Here is a 21,378-nt window from a genome sequence, read left to right as displayed (position 1 = left end):
TATGTTATTTGGAGAAAAACATTCTTCTTATAGAAATGGTACTCCTTTTTAATAATGGAATATTTTTTAAAAAAAGTATTGACGGTTAACTTTAAACAATGTTATATTAATATCCGTCGCTGAAACAACACGAAATGTTAAAGTAAATGACGGAAAAGAATTTTAAAAATACTATTGACATTGATAGTTAATAGATGTTATATTAGGAAAGTCGCTTCTTGAGCGGCTAACTAAATTGCTCTTTGAAAACTGAACGAACAAACGTCAACAATAATCGTTTTATAACGAATGTTGTAAAACAAAAAAAGTAATAAAAAGCTAGAGTTTAGCAATGAGCTAATCAACTCTTTATTGGAGAGTTTGATCCTGGCTCAGGACGAACGCTGGCGGCGTGCCTAATACATGCAAGTCGAGCGGACTTTAAAAGCTTGCTTTTAAAGTTAGCGGCGGACGGGTGAGTAACACGTGGGCAACCTGCCTGTAAGACTGGGATAACTTCGGGAAACCGGAGCTAATACCGGATAATCCTTTTCCTCTCATGAGGAAAAGCTGAAAGACGGTTTACGCTGTCACTTACAGATGGGCCCGCGGCGCATTAGCTAGTTGGTGAGGTAACGGCTCACCAAGGCGACGATGCGTAGCCGACCTGAGAGGGTGATCGGCCACACTGGGACTGAGACACGGCCCAGACTCCTACGGGAGGCAGCAGTAGGGAATCTTCCGCAATGGACGAAAGTCTGACGGAGCAACGCCGCGTGAGTGATGAAGGTTTTCGGATCGTAAAACTCTGTTGTTAGGGAAGAACAAGTACAAGAGTAACTGCTTGTACCTTGACGGTACCTAACCAGAAAGCCACGGCTAACTACGTGCCAGCAGCCGCGGTAATACGTAGGTGGCAAGCGTTGTCCGGAATTATTGGGCGTAAAGCGCGCGCAGGCGGTCCTTTAAGTCTGATGTGAAAGCCCACGGCTCAACCGTGGAGGGTCATTGGAAACTGGGGGACTTGAGTGCAGAAGAGAAGAGTGGAATTCCACGTGTAGCGGTGAAATGCGTAGAGATGTGGAGGAACACCAGTGGCGAAGGCGACTCTTTGGTCTGTAACTGACGCTGAGGCGCGAAAGCGTGGGGAGCAAACAGGATTAGATACCCTGGTAGTCCACGCCGTAAACGATGAGTGCTAAGTGTTAGAGGGTTTCCGCCCTTTAGTGCTGCAGCAAACGCATTAAGCACTCCGCCTGGGGAGTACGGCCGCAAGGCTGAAACTCAAAGGAATTGACGGGGGCCCGCACAAGCGGTGGAGCATGTGGTTTAATTCGAAGCAACGCGAAGAACCTTACCAGGTCTTGACATCCTCTGACACTCCTAGAGATAGGACGTTCCCCTTCGGGGGACAGAGTGACAGGTGGTGCATGGTTGTCGTCAGCTCGTGTCGTGAGATGTTGGGTTAAGTCCCGCAACGAGCGCAACCCTTGATCTTAGTTGCCAGCATTCAGTTGGGCACTCTAAGGTGACTGCCGGTGACAAACCGGAGGAAGGTGGGGATGACGTCAAATCATCATGCCCCTTATGACCTGGGCTACACACGTGCTACAATGGATGGTACAAAGGGCAGCAAAACCGCGAGGTCGAGCAAATCCCATAAAACCATTCTCAGTTCGGATTGTAGGCTGCAACTCGCCTACATGAAGCTGGAATCGCTAGTAATCGCGGATCAGCATGCCGCGGTGAATACGTTCCCGGGCCTTGTACACACCGCCCGTCACACCACGAGAGTTTGTAACACCCGAAGTCGGTGGGGTAACCTTTTGGAGCCAGCCGCCTAAGGTGGGATAGATGATTGGGGTGAAGTCGTAACAAGGTAGCCGTATCGGAAGGTGCGGCTGGATCACCTCCTTTCTAAGGAAAATGGAATTTACATTCCATCAAAGATTGTTGACGATTTGATTGTTCAGTTTTGAGGGAGCAATTCCTCAAAATGATAGGCTGAATAAGCCTGATTGTTCCTTGAAAACTAGATTATGTAAGAACCAAGAAAGAAACCGAGTAATCGCCATCTTAGATTCTCTATTTTAGAGAATTACTTCTTTGAAAGTAGTCGTATTAAACGAATACTCCTTCAAAGATTGGAGAGCAAAGAGAAGCAAGTAGGTCAAGGAAGCGACCGAACGAGCACCGGAGCGTACGAAAGTACGTGAGGAGCAGAGTGAAGAAGCTGACGAAGAGATACGCCGCTTATCTTTGGTCGAAATTAAGTTAAGTTAGAAAGGGCGCACGGTGGATGCCTTGGCACTAGGAGCCGATGAAGGACGGGATTAACACCGATATGCTTTGGGGAGCTGTAAGTAAGCTTTGATCCAGAGATTTCCGAATGGGGAAACCCTCTATCCGTAATGGGATAGAATCTTTACCTGAATACATAGGGTACTGAAGGCAGACCCGGGGAACTGAAACATCTAAGTACCCGGAGGAAGAGAAAGCAAACGCGATTCCCTGAGTAGCGGCGAGCGAAACGGGATTAGCCCAAACCAAGAGGCTTGCCTCTTGGGGTTGTAGGACACTCTATATGGAGTTACAAAGGAACGGGGTAGACGAATCGATCTGGAAAGGTCAGTCGTAGAAGGTAAAAACCCTGTAGTCGAAACTTCGTTCCCTCTTGAGTGTATCCTGAGTACGGCGGGACACGAGAAATCCCGTCGGAAGCAGGGAGGACCATCTCCCAAGGCTAAATACTCCCTAGTGACCGATAGTGAACCAGTACCGTGAGGGAAAGGTGAAAAGCACCCCGGAAGGGGAGTGAAATAGATCCTGAAACCGTGTGCCTACAAGTAGTTAGAGCCCATTTATGGGTGATAGCGTGCCTTTTGTAGAATGAACCGGCGAGTTACGATTACATGCGAGGTTAAGTTGAAGAGACGGAGCCGCAGCGAAAGCGAGTCTGAATAGGGCGAAATAGTATGTGGTTGTAGACCCGAAACCAGGTGATCTACCCATGTCCAGGGTGAAGTCCAGGTAACACTGGATGGAGGCCCGAACCCACGCACGTTGAAAAGTGCGGGGATGAGGTGTGGGTAGCGGAGAAATTCCAATCGAACTTGGAGATAGCTGGTTCTCTCCGAAATAGCTTTAGGGCTAGCCTCAAGATTTAGAGTATTGGAGGTAGAGCACTGTTTGGACTAGGGGCCCCCATCGGGTTACCGAATTCAGACAAACTCCGAATGCCAAATACTTATTCTTGGGAGTCAGACTACGAGTGATAAGATCCGTGGTCAAGAGGGAAACAGCCCAGACCACCAGCTAAGGTCCCAAAGTATACGTTAAGTGGAAAAGGATGTGGAGTTGCTTAGACAACCAGGATGTTGGCTTAGAAGCAGCCACCATTTAAAGAGTGCGTAATAGCTCACTGGTCGAGTGACTCTGCGCCGAAAATGTACCGGGGCTAAACGTATCACCGAAGCTGTGGATTGACATCTATGATGTCAGTGGTAGGAGAGCGTTCTAAGGGCGTTGAAGCTAGACCGTAAGGACTGGTGGAGCGCTTAGAAGTGAGAATGCCGGTATGAGTAGCGAAAGATGAGTGAGAATCTCATCCACCGAATGCCTAAGGTTTCCTGAGGAAGGCTCGTCCGCTCAGGGTTAGTCGGGACCTAAGCCGAGGCTGAAAAGCGTAGGCGATGGACAACAGGTTGATATTCCTGTACCACCTTTAAATCGTTTGAGCAATGGGGGGACGCAGGAGGATAGGGTAAGCGTGCTGTTGGATTAGCACGTCCAAGCAGTTAGGCTGGTAATGAGGCAAATCCCATTACCACATAAGCGGAGCTGTGACGGCGAGGGAAATATAGTACCGAAGTTCCTGATTCCACACTGCCAAGAAAAGCCTCTAGCGAGATTTAGGGTGCCCGTACCGCAAACCGACACAGGTAGGCGAGGAGAGAATCCTAAGGTGAGCGAGAGAACTCTCGTTAAGGAACTCGGCAAAATGACCCCGTAACTTCGGGAGAAGGGGTGCTCTTGCGGGTGCAAGCCTGCGAGAGCCGCAGTGAATAGGCCCAGGCGACTGTTTAGCAAAAACACAGGTCTCTGCGAAGCCGCAAGGCGAAGTATAGGGGCTGACACCTGCCCGGTGCTGGAAGGTTAAGAGGAGGGGTTAGCACGTTAGTGCGAAGCTCTGAATTGAAGCCCCAGTAAACGGCGGCCGTAACTATAACGGTCCTAAGGTAGCGAAATTCCTTGTCGGGTAAGTTCCGACCCGCACGAAAGGTGTAACGATCTGGGCACTGTCTCAACGAGAGACTCGGTGAAATTATAGTACCTGTGAAGATGCAGGTTACCCGCGACAGGACGGAAAGACCCCGTGGAGCTTTACTGCAGCCTGATATTGAATTTTGGTACAGCTTGTACAGGATAGGTAGGAGCCTTGGAAGCCGGAGCGCCAGCTTCGGTGGAGGCATTGGTGGGATACTACCCTGGCTGTATTGACATTCTAACCCGCACCCCTGATCGGGGTGGGAGACAGTGTCAGGTGGGCAGTTTGACTGGGGCGGTCGCCTCCTAAAAAGTAACGGAGGCGCCCAAAGGTTCCCTCAGAATGGTTGGAAATCATTCGTAGAGTGTAAAGGCACAAGGGAGCTTGACTGCGAGACCTACAAGTCGAGCAGGGACGAAAGTCGGGCTTAGTGATCCGGTGGTTCCGCATGGAAGGGCCATCGCTCAACGGATAAAAGCTACCCCGGGGATAACAGGCTTATCTCCCCCAAGAGTCCACATCGACGGGGAGGTTTGGCACCTCGATGTCGGCTCATCGCATCCTGGGGCTGTAGTCGGTCCCAAGGGTTGGGCTGTTCGCCCATTAAAGCGGTACGCGAGCTGGGTTCAGAACGTCGTGAGACAGTTCGGTCCCTATCCGTCGTGGGCGTAGGAAATTTGAGAGGAGCTGTCCTTAGTACGAGAGGACCGGGATGGACGCACCGCTGGTGTACCAGTTGTCTTGCCAAAGGCATCGCTGGGTAGCTATGTGCGGAAGGGATAAGTGCTGAAAGCATCTAAGCATGAAGCCCCCCTCAAGATGAGATTTCCCATAGCGCAAGCTAGTAAGATCCCTGAAAGATGATCAGGTTGATAGGTCAGAGGTGGAAGCGTGGCGACATGTGGAGCTGACTGATACTAATAGATCGAGGACTTAACTAAAATGAAAAGCGGAAACGCCTGTTTATCGGCGTACAAACTGGAGGAGCATCGACTGAGATAAAGGAAACACGATGAACGTTAGTGAATCGATGTGGACTTATCGTAGGGAGATGATCAGAAGTTTGATAGGCGATAGGCGTTGGAGCTGGACAAAATGATTACTTGTTTCTTTCTTCTTACCATAATCTAGTTTTCAGGGAATAATTTTCTAAAATTATACTTGAAAAAATCTCAAAAACATGTATAATAAAATATGTCTTGAGAAAAGTCTGGTGGCGATAGCGAGAAGGTCACACCCGTTCCCATACCGAACACGGAAGTTAAGCTTCTCAGCGCCGATGGTAGTTGGGGGTTCTCCCCCTGTGAGAGTAGGACGTCGCCAGGCTTTATATATGGAGGATTAGCTCAGCTGGGAGAGCATCTGCCTTACAAGCAGAGGGTCGGCGGTTCGATCCCGTCATCCTCCACCATTTATTATTGGACAACTATATTTACGCCGGTTTAGCTCAATTGGTAGAGCAACTGACTTGTAATCAGTAGGTTGGGGGTTCAAGTCCTCTAGCCGGCACCATCTAATGAGCCATTAGCTCAGTCGGTAGAGCATCTGACTTTTAATCAGAGGGTCGGAGGTTCGAATCCTCCATGGCTCACCATTAGAAAATTCAAAATAGTATTAAGCGGGTGTGGCGGAATTGGCAGACGCACTAGACTTAGGATCTAGCGCCGCAAGGCGTGGGGGTTCGACTCCCTTCACCCGCACCAATTTATTATCAATTAAATAGATGCGGAAGTAGTTCAGTGGTAGAACACCACCTTGCCAAGGTGGGGGTCGCGGGTTCGAATCCCGTCTTCCGCTCCATAAAACAATGCCGGGGTGGCGGAACTGGCAGACGCACAGGACTTAAAATCCTGCGGTAGGTGACTACCGTACCGGTTCGATTCCGGTCCTCGGCACCATTGTTTTTATATTAATGCGCCCGTAGCTCAATTGGATAGAGCGTCTGACTACGGATCAGAAGGTTATGGGTTCGACTCCTTTCGGGCGCGCCATTATATTTCGGGAAGTAGCTCAGCTTGGTAGAGCACTTGGTTTGGGACCAAGGGGTCGCAGGTTCGAATCCTGTCTTCCCGACCATTATTCTCATTATATGGGGCCTTAGCTCAGCTGGGAGAGCGCCTGCCTTGCACGCAGGAGGTCAGCGGTTCGATCCCGCTAGGCTCCACCAATTTTATAATTCTTAATATGATGGCGGCGTAGCTCAGCTGGCTAGAGCGTACGGTTCATACCCGTGAGGTCGGGGGTTCGATCCCCTCTGCCGCTACCATACATATTATCTTGGACCTTTAGCTCAGTTGGTTAGAGCAGACGGCTCATAACCGTCCGGTCGTAGGTTCGAGTCCTACAAGGTCCACCATATTATTGAGGAGGAATACCCAAGTCCGGCTGAAGGGATCGGTCTTGAAAACCGACAGGCGGGTCAAACCGCGCGGGGGTTCGAATCCCCCTTCCTCCTCCATAAATATTAAATTATAATATTGTCGCGGGGTGGAGCAGTCTGGTAGCTCGTCGGGCTCATAACCCGAAGGTCGCAGGTTCAAATCCTGTCCCCGCAATCTGGTCCGGTAGTTCAGTTGGTTAGAATGCCTGCCTGTCACGCAGGAGGTCGCGGGTTCGAGTCCCGTCCGGACCGCCATATAAAATGGCTCAGTAGCTCAGTCGGTAGAGCAAAGGACTGAAAATCCTTGTGTCGGCGGTTCGATTCCGTCCTGAGCCACCATTTTAGTACAATCTAAAATGAATAATAAGTATAATGGCGGCTATGGCGAAGTGGTTAACGCATCGGATTGTGGCTCCGACACTCGTGGGTTCGATTCCCACTAGTCGCCCCATACAAATAAAATATGCGGGTGTAGTTTAATGGTAAAACCTCAGCCTTCCAAGCTGATGTCGTGGGTTCGATTCCCATCACCCGCTCCATATATGGGCCTATAGCTCAGCTGGTTAGAGCGCACGCCTGATAAGCGTGAGGTCGATGGTTCGAGTCCATTTAGGCCCACCATAAAAATATTCCGCAGTAGCTCAGTGGTAGAGCATTCGGCTGTTAACCGAACGGTCGTAGGTTCGAGTCCTACCTGCGGAGCCATTTTTTTGGGGAAGTACTCAAGAGGCTGAAGAGGCGCCCCTGCTAAGGGTGTAGGTCGCGTAAGCGGCGCGAGGGTTCAAATCCCTCCTTCTCCGCCATTGGCCCGTTGGTCAAGTGGTTAAGACACCGCCCTTTCACGGCGGTAACACGGGTTCGAATCCCGTACGGGTCATAAAAACTGATAGCATTTGCTATCAGTTTTTTTATTTCTTATAAGATTCTTTCCGATAAATTCTCTATAGTCTCTAGGAGAACCTATGAGTTTGTATCGATTAAAATTTTCCCTGTCTCAGATTTTCTTCCATTTATCCTCACTTGTAAATAATCTATTCCCCGGGTTTTTTTAATCAAAATCAGAAAAAAATCCAGTATCAGGACCTCTAAACAGATCAATTGCTAGAACTTTTTTGTCTGTTGTTTCAAAAAAAGGATTCATTTCTTCCCCTATTTGTTCTTTTAAATATTCTTCTTCCCTTTTACTCATTATCATTTTCCTTCCTTATGTTAGAAATTCACTTTAGTATTCCTCTTCATCAAAAAAACTATGTTAAAAGTTCACAATCTAAATGAGTCAATTAAACATAAAAAGATTTATAGTATCATAAAATTTTAAAAACAAAAAAGGATTTACCTTCTATTGATAGAATATTAAAATTAATCAAATTTAATTAATCACCAATTTTTTAGCAATGTATGCCATAAATTGTTTTGGAAGCAAAAAAAAAGGGAATTGAAAAGTACAAAGTGTAAAATTTACTCACTTAATATTATTTGTAATAGAAAGTAGGATGACAGTGGAGACAGTATATCCAACAGAATTTCAACTACATTTATTTCATGAAGGAAACTTATTTGAGAGCTATAGATTATTTGGATCCCATATTCATCATAAAAATGGAGAGAATTATACCAGTTTTTGTGTTTGGGCTCCCAATGCTCTAAGTATTCAAGTGGTTGGGGATTTTAATAATTGGAATGGTGAAGGTTATTCCCTTGAAAAAATTAATAATGAAGGTGTGTGGCTTCTAAATGTAGAGAGGGATTTAACGGGTGCTATGTATAAATATAAAATAACTGCACCTGATGGAAGAGTTTTTCTTAAAGCTGATCCTTATGCTTTTCTCTCCGAGGTAAGACCTAATACAGCTTCCATTGTTTATTCCTTGGAAGGTTACAAGTGGAATGATACAAAATGGAAACAAAAAAAGACAAAAAAGAACTATTTAAATGAACCTCTTGCTATATATGAAGTCCATTTAGGATCATGGAAAATCCATGAGGATGGAGAACTGTATACCTATAGGGAACTTGCTGATGAATTAATTCCATATGTTGTGGAACAAGGATTTACCCACTTGGAAGTGCTGCCCTTAGTAGAACATCCACTCGATATTTCCTGGGGATATCAAGGTACAGGATACTATTCTGCAACAAGCAGATTTGGAGAGCCAAAGGATTTGATGTATTTCATCGATCAATGTCATCAACATGGGCTTGGCGTGATATTAGATTGGGTACCTGGACATTTTTGTAAAGATGAGCATGGACTTTATCAATTTGATGGAACTAGTCAATATGATTATAAGAATCCGGTGGATAGAGAAAATTATGTTTGGGGAACGGCCAATTTTGATTTAGGAAAAAATGAAGTCCAAAGCTTTTTAATTTCAAATGCAATTTTTTGGATGGAATATTTCCATGTAGATGGATTTAGAGTTGATGCTGTTTCTAATATTATTTATTGGCCAAATTCAAATGAAAATAGCGTGAACCAATTTGGAATCGATTTCCTCCAAAAACTGAATCAAACAGTTTGTCAATACGATCCAACAGTTCTAATGTTTGCAGAGGATTCTACTGATTGGCCTCAAGTAACTGCACCAGTTCATTATGGTGGCATTGGATTTCACTACAAATGGAATATGGGCTGGATGAATGATATTTTAACCTATATGGAAACTGATTCAGTTAATCGAAAGCAAGTACATGATAAAGTCTCCTTTTCCCTACATTATGCCTTTTCCGAAAATTTTGTTTTACCATTTTCACATGATGAAGTTGTTCATGGAAAGAAATCGTTAGTAGATAAGATGCCAGGAGATTATTGGCAAAAATTTGCTCAATTCCGGCTCCTCTTAGGATATATGATTACACATCCAGGAAAAAAATTATTATTTATGGGAAATGAATTCGCCCATTTTGCTGAATGGAAGGATAAAGAACAGTTAGATTGGATGCTGCTAGATTATGAGATGCATCAAAAAGCAAATGAGTATATGAAGGAATTACTAAAAATCTATAAAAGGTCCAAACCTTTATATCAGTTGGATCATGTCAATGATGGCTTTGATTGGATTGATGTAAATAATAGAGAGCAGTCTATCTTCTCTTTTATACGTAGGGCAGAAAAAGAAGAAGATTATTTAGTCGTCATTTGTAATTTCACTTATCATACATATGAAAATTACAGAATCGGCGTTCCTTTAAATAACTCTTTCCGAGAAATATTAAATAGTGACACTGATAGATTTGGTGGAGCTAATTATATAAATAAAAAGGTAATAAAAGCAGAAAAAGTAGAATTTCATGGAAAACCTTATTCTGTTCAACTAACGATACCAGCTTTCAGTATAATCATTTTACGTCCAGTTCAACACCGGAAGGGGAGAAAAGGAAATGGGAAAGAAACGGTGCGTCGCAATGCTATTAGCAGGAGGAAAGGGGAGTAGACTTTATTCCTTAACAAAAAGTCTAGCAAAGCCAGCAATCCCTTTTGGAGGAAAATATCGAATTATCGATTTCACTTTAAGTAATTGTTCCAATTCGGGAATTGAAACTGTTGGCGTCTTAACGCAATACCAGCCGCTCGTTTTAAACTCATACATTGGAATAGGGAGTGCATGGGATTTAGACCGTGTTAATGGAGGAGTAACCGTATTACCTCCTTATAGTGAGTCATCAGAAGTGAAATGGTATACAGGAACAGCAAGTGCTATTTATCAAAATCAGAACTACTTGTCTCAATATGATCCCGAATATGTTCTCATTTTATCAGGAGACCATATTTACAAAATGAATTATGAAGAAATGCTTGAATATCACATAGATAAGCAAGCAGATGCTTCTATCTCCGTGATTCAAGTACCATGGGAGGAAGCGAGTAGGTTTGGTATTATGAATACAAATAAAGAGATGAACATTGTAGAATTCGAAGAGAAGCCTAAACATCCAAAAAATAATCTAGCTTCGATGGGAATCTATATTTTTAAATGGCATGTTCTGAAAGAATTACTAGTAGAAGATAATTTAAATAAAAATTCCTCCCATGATTTTGGCAAGGATATTATTCCTTTACTCATCGAAAAACAGAAAAAAGTGGTTGCCTATCCATTTAAAGGGTATTGGAAAGATGTCGGAACTGTTCAAAGCCTATGGGAAGCAAACATGGATTTATTGGATGATAATTGTGAATTAAATATTTCTGATTATAATTGGAGAATTTATACGGTAAATCCCAATCATCCACCACAATATATTTCTAGTGAGGCGCATGTGAAAGAGTCGATGGTGAATGAAGGGTGTATTATTAGTGGGAATTTAGAGAAAACCATTGTTTTTCAAGGTGTTACTGTAGGAGAAGGGACAATTATTAGAAGTTCTGTCATCATGCCTGATGCGAAGATTGGTAATAATGTTTATATTGAAAAGGCTATTGTCCCTTCTGAAATATCCATACCAGATGGAATGGTCATTAAACCAAAAAAAGACTCCAATGAAGTAGTCCTTGTAACAGAAGAAATGGTTAATGAAGTGATTTCCTAACAAACTAGATAGGAGGGGTTAAGATGATAAGATCTATGCTGGGCATTATTGATGCAACAACACATAAGGAAGATTTAAAAGAATTAACTGCACATCGCACACTTGCTGCACTTCCGATAGGCGGACGGTACCGCTTAATTGATTTTGTCCTTTCCAATATGGTGAACTCTGGAATAGGTAGTGTTGCTATTTTTCCAAAGTATCAGTATCGCTCGTTAATGGATCATTTAGGTTCGGGGAAAAACTGGGATTTAGATAGAAAGAGAGATGGATTGTTCTTTTTCCCAGCATCTTTAACCGCAACAAATACAGATGGAATAGGTTCTTTTAATCATTTTGCGGCAAATATGGATTATTTTCAGAGAAGCAAGCAAGAATATGCGCTAGTTGCAAATTGCTTTACTGTGTTTAATATGAATTTTAATCCTGTATTAGAGCGGCATCTCTCTTCTGGTTGTGATATAACGGAGATCACGAATAATGGAAGTTCGTTAGAAATATATCTAATTAAGAAGTCAAAGCTGATTGATTTAATAGAATCTAGAGCTGTTACAGGTTATACATGTATGAATGATGTTATCTTAGATATGAATAATCAGCTAAAAATATGTGAATATGAATATAACGGCTATGCCGAAAAAATAGATTCAATATCCAGTTACTATCATGTAAGTAAAGATATATTAAAAGCTAAAGTCTGGAATCAGCTTTTTATCAAAGAAAGACCAATATTTACAAAAGTTAAAGATGAACCACCTACACGATATACAACTACAGGTGAAGTGAAAAACTCCATGATAGCAAATGGGTGTTTTATTGAAGGCGAGATTATAAATAGTATTGTTTCTAGAGCGGTTAAGGTTGGAAGAGGTTCAAGTTTAAAGAATTGCATTATTATGCAAAAATGTACGATTGGAGAAAATTGCCACTTGGACTCAGTTATTTTAGATAAAGATGTGGTTGTAGAAAGTGGTACTGTGATGACTGGTACTGCAAGTTCTCCCTTTGTAGTCAGAAAAGGAACAGTGCAAGGAGCGTTGATGAATTCGTGAAAGTATTATTTGCAGTTTCAGAATGTGTACCATTTATAAAATCAGGGGGACTGGCAGATGTAGCTGGTTCTCTTCCTAAAGAATTAAAGAAGCAAGGTACGGATGTAGCGGTAATTATGCCAAAGTATCAAGATATTCCAGCACATTTACTTGCCAATGTTAAGAAAAGATGCTATTTCTTTGTTCAAGTAGGTTGGCGAAATCAATACTGTGGAATTGAAGAATTAGAAGTAGATGGAATTACTTTTTATTTCATTGATAATGAATGGTATTTTAAGAGAAGTGGTTTATATGGTTATGGAGATGATGGAGAACGGTTTGCCTTCTTTAATCGAGCCGTACTAGAGAGTTTACCTTATTTAACAGACTATCCTGATATTATTCATTGCCATGATTGGCATACGGCTATGATTCCTTTCCTGTTGGATGTAGACTATAAATGGAAAAAAGAGTATAGCAATATTAAGACTGTATTTACCATACATAATCTTCAGTTTCAAGGAATATTGCCAAGAGAAGTTCTTGGTGATTTATTTAATCTAAATGATTATTACTTTACAACAAATAATCTGGAATTCTATGGAAATGTTAATTTGATGAAAGGGGGGCTTATCGCTGCTGATAAGATAACGACAGTAAGTCCTACCTATAAAAACGAAATACAAACAGAATATTATGGTGAGAAGCTGAATAATGTATTAAAGCAGAGAGAGAAAGATTTATATGGAATTATAAATGGGATTGATGAAGAAACATATAATCCAGAAACAGATCCGGTAATTGCAGCAAATTATACGGTTACTTCTCTAGATAAAAAGCAAGAAAATAAACGATTTATTCAGAAAAAATTCGGATTGAAGGAAGACGTTGAAATCCCAATAATTTGTATGATAACTAGGTTAACTAGTCAAAAGGGATTAGAATTAGTTAGACATATATTTCATGAAATAATGGAAGAAGATGTACAGTTTCTCGTATTAGGAACAGGAGATCCTGAATTCGAGAACTTTTTCCGTGAGATGGAATATACGTATTCTGACAAATGCAAAGCTTATATTGGGTTTGATGAAAATTTAGCTCATCAGATGTACGCAGGTGCAGACTTATTTTTAATGCCATCAAAATTTGAGCCTTGTGGATTAGGGCAGCTAATTGCTTTACGATACGGGAATATCCCCATTGTGAGAGAGACAGGAGGGCTAAATGACACTGTTTTCTCTTATAACGAATGGACAGAGGAAGGAAATGGATTTAGTTTCACTAATTTCAATGCCCATGACATGCTTTACACGATTAGAAGAGGCCTTCATTTTTATAAAGAGGAAAAAGAAGTATGGCATAAGCTAATGAAGAATGCCATGTCGATGGATAATAGTTGGGCTCAATCTGCATTTAAATATAATCAGTTATATGCAGAGCTTATCTCGAGGAGTGAATCCCATGTTTTCTAATAAAGAAAGTTTTAAAAGGTATTTCTTACAAAGGCTTGAAATGACTTATGGAAAGACCTTTGAAGATACAACAAGTAGTGATCATTTTCAAACGTTAGGGCATATGATTAGAGAATATGTAAGCTCAAACTGGATTCAGACAAATGAACAAAGTCGTAACAACAACGGAAAACAGGTATATTACCTTTCTATTGAGTTTTTATTAGGGAGATTACTTCATAATAATTTAATTAACTTAGGGATTGATCAAGTTGTTATCGAAGGTTTGAAAGATCTTGGAATCGATTTTTTTGAAGTGGAAGATATGGAGCACGATGCCGGACTAGGCAATGGTGGATTAGGAAGGTTAGCAGCTTGCTTTTTGGATTCTTTAGCTACATTAGACTTACCAGGGCATGGTTGTGGGATACGTTATAAACATGGTTTATTCGAACAACGAATTGTTGATGGATACCAACTTGAATTGCCAGAACAATGGTTAAAGCAAGGCCAGGTTTGGGAAGTTCGAAAGGAAGACTTAGCGGTAGATATTTATTTCTGGGGAAATATTGATATGTATGAGAAGAATGGAAAGTTACAGTTTCGGCATTTAAATGCCGAAACTGTAACAGCAGTTCCCCATGATGTACCAGTCATTGGCTATCATACGACGACTGTTAACACATTAAGATTATGGAATGCTGAACCGTCGTCCTTAATTGCAAAAGATGTGAAGGATATAATGCGTTATAAAAGAGAAACAGAATCGATATCTGGTTTTTTATATCCAGATGATTCCAATGATGAGGGAAAGATATTACGGTTAAAACAACAATACTTTTTAGTTTCTGCAAGCTTGCAATCCATTATTCGAAATTATAAGCAGCAATATAAAAACATTAGTGAAATGCATCACTATATAAGCTTACATGTAAATGATACACATCCCGTATTGGCAATCCCAGAGCTAATGAGAATATTAATGGATGAAGAAGGATTAGGCTGGGATGAAGCATGGGAGATTACTACAAATACTATTTCTTACACCAATCATACCACGTTATCTGAAGCATTAGAACAATGGCCAATCTATATATTCCAGCCCCTATTACCCCGAATTTATATGATAATTGATGAGATAAATGAACGTTTCTGCATGAAGTTATGGAAAAAGTATCCTGGTGATTTTTTGAAAATTGAAAAAATGGCTATAATTGCCCATGGCATGATTAAGATGGCCCATTTAGCATTAGTGGGTAGCTATAGTGTAAATGGAGTAGCGGAAATTCATACAGAAATTTTGAAGAAACGAGAAATGGCTGATTTTTATGCCTTCTATCCAGAAAAGTTTAATAATAAAACGAATGGAATTACTCATAGAAGGTGGCTAATAAAGGCAAATCCTAAGCTTACAAACTTAATTTCTAATATAATTGGTGATAAATGGGTCGATCAGCCAGAATCATTAAGGGAATTATTAAATTATCAAGAAGATGCTAGTTTACAAGAAAATCTCGCAGCAATTAAGCAAAGTAATAAGGAAAGACTTGCAAAGATAATCAAGGAGAAAAATGGAATTCTTGTAGATCCTTCCTCTATTTTTGATGTTCAAGTAAAGAGACTGCATGCTTATAAAAGACAATTATTAAATATTTTGCACATCATGTCTCTTTATAATAAATTAAGAGAAGATCCATCCATTGATATGGAGCCTAGAACGTTTATTTTCGGAGCAAAGGCATCACCGGGATATTATTATGCAAAAAAGATTATTAAATTAATTAATACAGTTGCTCATAAGGTTAACAATGATAAAAGGATACAAAATAAATTAAAGGTTGTTTTTATAGAAAATTATCGAGTTTCCTTAGCGGAACATATTTTTCCAGCTGCTGATGTAAGTGAGCAAATCTCCACCGCAAGTAAAGAAGCGTCGGGCACTGGTAATATGAAATTTATGATGAATGGTGCATTGACACTTGGAACAATGGATGGAGCAAACATTGAAATGCATGAATTAGTGGGAGATGATAATATTTTCATCTTTGGGATGAATGCAGATCAAGTATTAGAGCTTTATCAAAATGGTGGCTACAGCTCTCGGGAGTATTTTTACCATGATGATAGAATTCATGAAGTAGTGAATCAATTAAAAAATGGTTTTTATGATCATCCAGTGGGTGAATTCGATCCTATTTTTGATTCGTTACTAATTGAGAATGATCAGTTCTTTGTATTAAAAGATTTTAATTCTTATGCAAGCATTCATGAAAAGGTGAACCAAGCATTTAAGAATAAACAAGACTGGCTGCGAAAAAGCATTGTAAATATTGCGATGTCGGGCCATTTTTCAAGCGATCGAACAATAAAGGAATATGCAGAGGATATTTGGCGTATAAAACCTTATATTTAATTGTTTAGAAGCAGGCTGGGATATAAAGAAATTCAGCCAAAAACCGAGCAATTTTACGGAGATGCTAATAAGCTTCGTATAATTGTTTGGTTTTTTTATTCATTAAAAAAAGAAGGTTTGTAGTTTAATTCATGCCTGATACACCTTGATTTCCATGGGGCGAGCGGTGAGTTCTCCTGTTAGACGACACCGTTCTCACGCCACTCCCATAGAAACTCTTCGAGCATGCAGGCTGCTTTATTTTTCCGACTCCTTTATTATCCAATAAATTTCCCAACGAAAATTAAACCAAAAATATTCACCTTCACTGATTGGACCTTTAGTTTTATTTAAAAGTCTCTTAATCCTCCTCTTCTTCAGTATCCTCTTCTATATATCCATCTGATTTATGGAATGGAACATCACCAAAGGGAGCTTCTATTCCTTCCTCATCTAATGCTTGTTCATATTTTTCTTGATCTTTAGATGGATATACAGCTCTTTCTGTTCCATCGATATTTGTAGCTGTAAAGTTTTCATAATCTTCCGGGAAGGTATCATCGTCGTTCTCTCTATCGTAGAGACTGTCATAATCTTCGAAATCACCTCGTAAATCTGATGGCGTTTCAGAAGTTCCATAGCGAGCTACCTCTTGAAAACTATCATCGTAGTCTCTAACATCGCCAGTATCATAATGACGAAATTCATTACCATGAGCTAATTCTAGAATATCTTCCTCTACAGGTCGATCATTTGCAATAGTTTGTTCATCACTATATTCTTTTAGCGTAAGAGCTGTCGGAATTGCTTCTAATCTTTCGTAAGGAATTTCTTTACCTGAAACCTTACAAATTCCATAAGATCCGTCTTCTATTGCCTTTAAGGCGTTATTGATTTTTTCTAATTCAGATTGGTCATGTTGTTCTAGGGCAGAATCTTTTTCTCTTTCAAATAATTCTGTTCCCAGATCTGCTGGATGGTTATCATAACTAGATAATTCTCCAACTGATTCCAAGGCATTTTCTTCACTGGCGTATCCGTTTGTTCTATCTAATAAAGTTGCTTTTCTTTCTTCTAATTCTTTTTTTAAATGACTTATTTGCTCTGTTGATAACAAGGTAAACACATCCTTATCTGTTCCTACTATTAGTATATATAGACAACCTGTTCATAAATTTCCCTGTTTTATGTTTATCAAACCTAGTTTTCCATTTGTTATCGTTTTCTTAAGAAAAATAAATAGTTGAAAAGTGCATTAAGAATTCACTATGATTGACATAATATTAAAGACAGGTGTATCGTAAAATATGCTAAAATAGTAAGTGGCGTATATCTTTGAACCAATATAATCAAGCGTATATTCTTGATTAGTTTTAGGGGGATTTACAAAGGGATGAATGATAGCAAAGGAATAATGGTACAAACAATAATAAAGGAAAGTGATTCTCCTACTATCTTAGTTAGTGAAGTGAAGAAACTAGAAAAGAAAATAGATATTCTGGAGTTTTTTTCAAATTACAGTTCTTATAAAGGAAAACGTTTTTTCTGGAAGGACCCTTCTGAAAAAAACATGCTTGTAGGAATCGGCATTTGTGAAGGGATAGAGTATTCATTAGGGGAGAACTCTTATTCATTTGTAGAAAAAAAATGGAGACAGCTGTTAGACAATGCAATAGTATTTAATGAATATAATGAAATAGGGATCGGACCAGTCCTTTTAGGTGGTTTCTCCTTTGATCCATTAAAAGAGAAAACACAAGTCTGGGATGGCTTCTCGGAAGCACATTTTTACGTACCTCAATTTATGTTAAGTGAAATAAATGGAAGTCAATTTATTACTACTAATATAATGATTCAATCAGATAAAAAGGATGATGCAAAAGAAGAGTTAAAAAAGCATTCTATTAGGTATCAAAGAGTAGAAGCATTTTCTACAACTTTGCCTTTGATTGAAAAGATTACTGAAATCGATCAAGAAACATGGAAGGATAAAGTTAATAAAGTAATAAATGAGTTAAATGGAGATTTAAAAAAAGTAGTGTTAGCACGTGCTACTCAAGTGCATTTTTCTAATGATGTTGAGACAGAGTTTGTTCTTAAAAATTTAATACAACAACAAAGCAATGGTTATATTTTTGCTTTAGAAGCAAAAAACAAATGTTTCATCGGAGCTTCTCCAGAAAGATTGGTAAAAAAAGAAGGACCAACTGTTTTTTCTACCTGTCTGGCCGGGTCAATTGCGAGGGGAAAAAACAAAGAAGAAGACGATACCTTTGCACAAGCCTTACTTTCGGATTCGAAAAATAGAGAAGAACATAATTATGTTGTTAAAATGATTAAGAATGCTATGGAGGAAGTCTGTAGTACGGTAGAAATGCCATCCAATCCAAAAATCTTGAAGATGAGAGATATTCAACATCTTTATACTCCAGTTAGCGGGAAGGTAAAAGAAACAGAATCCTTAATTTCCTTTATTCGCTTATTGCATCCAACTCCAGCTCTTGGTGGATTCCCTCGAGAGGAAGCCTTAAAGGTTATTAGAGAGGTGGAAGGATTAGATAGAGGGATGTATGGTGCTCCTATCGGTTGGCTTGATTACCAGGGGAATGGAGAATTTGCAGTAAGCATCCGTTCGGGCTTAATAGATGGGAATGCCGCAACCATTATTGCTGGATGCGGTATTGTAGCTGACTCTGATCCAGAATCTGAGTATGTAGAAACTGCAATTAAATTTAAGCCAATGCTAACTGCGTTAGGAGGAAAATAAAATGAGTCATCAGCAACAGTTAACTGCCTATTTGGATGCGCTAATATCTGAGTTGGTAAAAAACGGGGTAGAACATGCTGTTATCAGTCCAGGATCAAGATCAACCCCCATCAGTTTATTGCTTGCAGAGGAAGAGGACATAAAACTGCATGTTCATATTGATGAAAGATCAGCTGCCTTTTTTGCTTTAGGAATAGCGAAAGCGTCCAAAAAACCAACTGTATTAGTATGTACTTCTGGTACTGCCGCTGCAAATTATTTTCCGGCAATTGTAGAGGCGAAGATTTCTCGCATACCTTTAATCGTACTGACGGCAGATCGGCCCCATGAACTTCGTGATGTGGGAGCACCGCAGGCAATTGATCAATTAGATCTCTATGGAAAGCATGTTAAATGGTTTATGGAAATGTCGACACCTGATAATAGTCCAGGTATGATAAGATATGCTAAAACAGTGGGTGCTAGAGCGGTAGCAATGGCAAAACAGCATCCTAGCGGTCCAGTGCATGTGAATATTCCATTGAGAGAACCATTAATTCCTGATTTAAATAATTTAGAACGCTACCGTTCAGAAGACCAGGAAACAAGAACTATCCAGATTAAAACCGGGGAGTTTACGATTCATGATTCCTATTTTCATGATTTAGCAGCAAGCCTGGAAGCGGAAGAGGAAAGAAAAGGGATTATCATCTGTGGAGAAATCGATAAAGAGGACTTTTCTTTAAAAATACTTCAATTGGCTGAAAAAACTGGTTTTCCGATTATAGCTGATCCACTTTCCCAACTACGAAGTAAGAGTGCGGACAAGGACGTTGTCATCGACACCTATGATACTTTTTTGCGAAATGAAAGGATTAAATCACTATTAAAACCGGATATCGTTATTCGTTTTGGAAGCATGCCGATTTCTAAACCATTAACTATATTCTTACGAGAAAATGAAAAGGCAAAACAGATTGTAATAGATGGGGGAAGCGGCTACCGTGATCCCAATCAACTGACAACAGAAATGGTTTATTGTGAAGAAGGATATTTTTGTGAACAGCTTTCATCGTTTGTTTCTCCTTGCTCAATAAATCACTATTTGAATAAATGGATAGAAATTAATGAAAAAACCAAAAAGGAATTAACAAAAACAGCAGAAATTAAAGAAATGAGTGAGGCAAAGCTTTTTCATTGCTTGGGTGAAATGATTCCCAATAAGGCCGTTTTATTTGTAGGAAATAGTATGCCCATTCGCGATTTGGATACTTTTTTTCATAAACAAAAAAAACAAGTAACCATTATTGCAAATAGAGGAGCAAATGGAATTGATGGGACGATATCTACTGCGCTCGGAGTGGGGGTTATTAAGCAGCCGCTCTTTTTAATTGTAGGGGATTTAACCTTTTTCCATGATTTAAATGGATTAATCCTTTCTGAGCTATATCAGCTTCCAATCACTGTCATATTAATAAATAATAATGGAGGCGGAATCTTTTCATTTCTTCCTCAAGTAGAATTGCCGAGACATTTTGAATTATTATTTGGAACGCCTTTAAATATTGACTTTAAGCATGCAGTGGAAATGTATAAAGGACAATATCAGCTTGTTAACAGTTGGAATCATTTAGAGATATTATTCCAAGATAGTGATTTCGCGGAGGGCTTAAGAGTATGGGAAATACGCACTAATCGGGAAAATAATCTTTTAGAACATCGGCAAATGACGAATCGGATTCTAAAGATGTTAGATCAATTAGATTAAAAAGGTGAAGCCTATGTTTATCAAACTACAGGATATAAGCTATCATGTAACGGTTGAAGGAGAAGGAGAGCCTCTTTTATTATTACATGGATTTACTGGGGATAGTGGAACTTGGATGCCATTTATTCCTTTATGGAAGAAGAACTATACGGTTATTACGGTCGATATTATTGGTCATGGAAAGACGGATTCGCCGGAAGAAATAGAAAAGTATACTATGCAAGAAAGTGTCACTCATTTAAGAGCGCTTATTGATCATCTTCAATTGGCTTCTGTTTATTTATTAGGTTATTCGATGGGTGGTAGGTTAGCGTTAGCATACGGTATGAATTATCCTGAAACAGTTAAAAAACTTATTCTAGAAAGTTCCTCTCCCGGCTTAAAAACGGATTTAGAGAGAAAGCAAAGACGAATACAAGATGAGAAACTGGGAGACTCTATCCTTGAACAAGGAATAATAAACTTCGTGAAAAAATGGGAAGAAATTCCATTGTTTGAAAGTCAAAAGAAGCTGAGTGAAGCTGCAAAGAAAGCAATTAGGAAGCAGCGGCTAGCTAATAACCCAGTTGGATTAGCAAATAGTTTAAGAGGAATGGGGACAGGTGCACAAAATTCGTATTGGTCCTCTCTTTCTCGCTTATCAATAGATACATTGTTAATTACAGGAGAACTTGATCAGAAGTTTTGTCAAATCGCTGAAGAAATGGTTGACTGTAATAAAAAAATAAAGCATTTAACTATAAATGATGCTGGTCATGCAATTCATGTGGAGAAACCAGAAATTTTTGGTACAATAGTATTGGAGTTTTTAAGGAGCTGACATTGATGTTCAGCCCT

Annotated in this window: 10 protein-coding genes, 21 tRNA genes and 3 rRNA genes; 32 read left to right on the top strand and 2 right to left on the bottom strand. The window is 40.0% G+C overall.

The window, feature by feature from the left end:
- Window positions 1-348: 348 nt before the first annotated feature.
- From NSQ92_RS16185 to NSQ92_RS16070, 24 genes are all read left to right on the top strand, one after another.
- Window positions 349-1,896: ribosomal RNA gene (locus tag NSQ92_RS16185) — 16S ribosomal RNA — on the top strand.
- Window positions 1,897-2,251: 355 nt separating this feature from the next.
- A 23S ribosomal RNA gene (locus NSQ92_RS16180) occupies window positions 2,252-5,187 on the top strand.
- 268 nt (window positions 5,188-5,455) lie between these two features.
- Window positions 5,456-5,572: ribosomal RNA gene (gene rrf / locus NSQ92_RS16175) — 5S ribosomal RNA — on the top strand.
- The 16S, 23S and 5S rRNA genes sit together here with 21 tRNA genes alongside, the layout of an rRNA operon.
- Window positions 5,573-5,581: 9 nt before the next feature.
- Window positions 5,582-5,657 (top strand) — tRNA-Val (locus NSQ92_RS16170).
- A 25-nt stretch (window positions 5,658-5,682) separates the two neighbouring features.
- Window positions 5,683-5,758, top strand: a tRNA-Thr gene (locus tag NSQ92_RS16165).
- A gap of 6 nt (window positions 5,759-5,764) precedes the next feature.
- Window positions 5,765-5,840: transfer RNA gene (locus NSQ92_RS16160), tRNA-Lys, on the top strand.
- A gap of 24 nt (window positions 5,841-5,864) precedes the next feature.
- Window positions 5,865-5,949, top strand: a tRNA-Leu gene (locus NSQ92_RS16155).
- 22 nt (window positions 5,950-5,971) lie between these two features.
- A tRNA-Gly gene (locus tag NSQ92_RS16150) sits at window positions 5,972-6,046 on the top strand.
- Between the two features lie 9 nt (window positions 6,047-6,055).
- Window positions 6,056-6,144 (top strand) — tRNA-Leu (locus NSQ92_RS16145).
- Window positions 6,145-6,160: 16 nt separating this feature from the next.
- A tRNA-Arg gene (locus NSQ92_RS16140) sits at window positions 6,161-6,237 on the top strand.
- Window positions 6,238-6,245: 8 nt separating this feature from the next.
- Window positions 6,246-6,322, top strand: a tRNA-Pro gene (locus NSQ92_RS16135).
- A 15-nt stretch (window positions 6,323-6,337) separates the two neighbouring features.
- Window positions 6,338-6,413: transfer RNA gene (locus tag NSQ92_RS16130), tRNA-Ala, on the top strand.
- A 22-nt stretch (window positions 6,414-6,435) separates the two neighbouring features.
- Window positions 6,436-6,512: transfer RNA gene (locus NSQ92_RS16125), tRNA-Met, on the top strand.
- A gap of 13 nt (window positions 6,513-6,525) precedes the next feature.
- Window positions 6,526-6,602: transfer RNA gene (locus NSQ92_RS16120), tRNA-Ile, on the top strand.
- A 9-nt stretch (window positions 6,603-6,611) separates the two neighbouring features.
- Window positions 6,612-6,704, top strand: a tRNA-Ser gene (locus tag NSQ92_RS16115).
- Between the two features lie 23 nt (window positions 6,705-6,727).
- A tRNA-Met gene (locus tag NSQ92_RS16110) sits at window positions 6,728-6,801 on the top strand.
- 3 nt (window positions 6,802-6,804) lie between these two features.
- A tRNA-Asp gene (locus tag NSQ92_RS16105) sits at window positions 6,805-6,881 on the top strand.
- Between the two features lie 8 nt (window positions 6,882-6,889).
- Window positions 6,890-6,965: transfer RNA gene (locus tag NSQ92_RS16100), tRNA-Phe, on the top strand.
- A 36-nt stretch (window positions 6,966-7,001) separates the two neighbouring features.
- Window positions 7,002-7,077: transfer RNA gene (locus tag NSQ92_RS16095), tRNA-His, on the top strand.
- Window positions 7,078-7,091: 14 nt separating this feature from the next.
- Window positions 7,092-7,165, top strand: a tRNA-Gly gene (locus NSQ92_RS16090).
- Window positions 7,166-7,170: 5 nt separating this feature from the next.
- Window positions 7,171-7,247 (top strand) — tRNA-Ile (locus tag NSQ92_RS16085).
- A 9-nt stretch (window positions 7,248-7,256) separates the two neighbouring features.
- Window positions 7,257-7,331: transfer RNA gene (locus tag NSQ92_RS16080), tRNA-Asn, on the top strand.
- Window positions 7,332-7,338: 7 nt separating this feature from the next.
- Window positions 7,339-7,429: transfer RNA gene (locus tag NSQ92_RS16075), tRNA-Ser, on the top strand.
- A gap of 2 nt (window positions 7,430-7,431) precedes the next feature.
- Window positions 7,432-7,503: transfer RNA gene (locus tag NSQ92_RS16070), tRNA-Glu, on the top strand.
- Between the two features lie 171 nt (window positions 7,504-7,674).
- Here NSQ92_RS16070 and NSQ92_RS16065 read toward each other — a convergent pair.
- Window positions 7,675-7,815, bottom strand: coding sequence for a hypothetical protein (locus tag NSQ92_RS16065; RefSeq protein WP_176474108.1), 141 nt, complete (start codon window positions 7,813-7,815; stop codon window positions 7,675-7,677).
- Between the two features lie 304 nt (window positions 7,816-8,119).
- Between NSQ92_RS16065 and glgB the strand changes: the two genes are divergently transcribed.
- The 5 genes from glgB to NSQ92_RS16040 are packed head-to-tail and all read left to right on the top strand — an operon-like array spanning window position 8,120 to window position 16,048.
- Window positions 8,120-10,060: a 1,4-alpha-glucan branching protein GlgB gene (gene glgB, locus NSQ92_RS16060; RefSeq protein WP_095258013.1), complete on the top strand. Its 1,941-nt coding sequence runs from the start codon at window positions 8,120-8,122 to the stop codon at window positions 10,058-10,060.
- The gene (locus NSQ92_RS16055) at window positions 10,008-11,153 is read left to right on the top strand and encodes a glucose-1-phosphate adenylyltransferase (RefSeq protein ID WP_341152955.1); all 1,146 of its coding nucleotides are present in this window, start codon (window positions 10,008-10,010) and stop codon (window positions 11,151-11,153) included. The genes glgB and NSQ92_RS16055 overlap by 53 nt, the downstream gene beginning before the upstream one ends.
- 23 nt (window positions 11,154-11,176) lie before the next feature.
- Window positions 11,177-12,205 carry a sugar phosphate nucleotidyltransferase gene (locus tag NSQ92_RS16050; protein ID WP_341152954.1) on the top strand — a complete coding sequence of 343 codons (1,029 nt, stop codon included), beginning with the start codon at window positions 11,177-11,179 and terminating at the stop codon, window positions 12,203-12,205.
- Window positions 12,202-13,656, top strand: a complete 1,455-nt coding sequence (gene glgA / locus NSQ92_RS16045; RefSeq protein WP_144545027.1) for a glycogen synthase GlgA — start codon at window positions 12,202-12,204, stop codon at window positions 13,654-13,656. Before NSQ92_RS16050 ends, glgA begins: the two co-directional genes overlap by 4 nt.
- Window positions 13,646-16,048 carry a glycogen/starch/alpha-glucan phosphorylase gene (locus NSQ92_RS16040; protein WP_341132911.1) on the top strand — a complete coding sequence of 801 codons (2,403 nt, stop codon included), beginning with the start codon at window positions 13,646-13,648 and terminating at the stop codon, window positions 16,046-16,048. The genes glgA and NSQ92_RS16040 overlap by 11 nt, the downstream gene beginning before the upstream one ends.
- A 340-nt stretch (window positions 16,049-16,388) precedes the next feature.
- Here NSQ92_RS16040 and NSQ92_RS16035 read toward each other — a convergent pair whose 3' ends face one another.
- A complete protein-coding gene (locus NSQ92_RS16035; RefSeq protein WP_309325578.1) occupies window positions 16,389-17,153 on the bottom strand; it encodes a TraR/DksA C4-type zinc finger protein in 765 nt (254 codons plus the stop codon).
- A gap of 267 nt (window positions 17,154-17,420) precedes the next feature.
- Here NSQ92_RS16035 and NSQ92_RS16030 point away from each other — a divergent pair, with 267 nt between their 5' ends.
- The 3 genes from NSQ92_RS16030 to menH are packed head-to-tail and all read left to right on the top strand — an operon-like array spanning window position 17,421 to window position 21,361.
- Window positions 17,421-18,794, top strand: coding sequence for an isochorismate synthase (locus NSQ92_RS16030; RefSeq protein WP_061798785.1), 1,374 nt, complete (start codon window positions 17,421-17,423; stop codon window positions 18,792-18,794).
- A 1-nt stretch (window position 18,795) separates the two neighbouring features.
- Entirely contained in the window at window positions 18,796-20,541 is a 1,746-nt protein-coding gene (menD, locus tag NSQ92_RS16025) for a 2-succinyl-5-enolpyruvyl-6-hydroxy-3-cyclohexene-1-carboxylic-acid synthase (protein ID WP_095323007.1), read from the top strand.
- A gap of 13 nt (window positions 20,542-20,554) precedes the next feature.
- Window positions 20,555-21,361, top strand: a complete 807-nt coding sequence (gene menH / locus NSQ92_RS16020; RefSeq protein WP_341132909.1) for a 2-succinyl-6-hydroxy-2,4-cyclohexadiene-1-carboxylate synthase — start codon at window positions 20,555-20,557, stop codon at window positions 21,359-21,361.
- Window positions 21,362-21,378 lie beyond the last annotated feature (17 nt).

Source organism: Niallia sp. FSL M8-0099 (assembly GCF_038006945.1).
GTDB lineage: Bacteria > Bacillota > Bacilli > Bacillales > Cytobacillaceae > Niallia > Niallia circulans.
The sequence above is the reverse complement of the archived record's forward strand: the minus strand, read 5'-3'. Positions and strand labels throughout refer to the sequence as shown.

Coding starts and splice junctions, on each gene's coding strand:
- menD (WP_095323007.1), top strand. CDS start 18,796: ATGAGTCATCAGCAACAGTTAACTGCCTATTTGGATGCGCTAATATCT.
- NSQ92_RS16055 (WP_341152955.1), top strand. CDS start 10,008: ATGGGAAAGAAACGGTGCGTCGCAATGCTATTAGCAGGAGGAAAGGGG.
- NSQ92_RS16050 (WP_341152954.1), top strand. CDS start 11,177: ATGATAAGATCTATGCTGGGCATTATTGATGCAACAACACATAAGGAA.
- NSQ92_RS16065 (WP_176474108.1), bottom strand. CDS start 7,815: ATGAGTAAAAGGGAAGAAGAATATTTAAAAGAACAAATAGGGGAAGAA.
- NSQ92_RS16040 (WP_341132911.1), top strand. CDS start 13,646: ATGTTTTCTAATAAAGAAAGTTTTAAAAGGTATTTCTTACAAAGGCTT.
- menH (WP_341132909.1), top strand. CDS start 20,555: ATGTTTATCAAACTACAGGATATAAGCTATCATGTAACGGTTGAAGGA.
- NSQ92_RS16030 (WP_061798785.1), top strand. CDS start 17,421: ATGAATGATAGCAAAGGAATAATGGTACAAACAATAATAAAGGAAAGT.
- glgB (WP_095258013.1), top strand. CDS start 8,120: ATGACAGTGGAGACAGTATATCCAACAGAATTTCAACTACATTTATTT.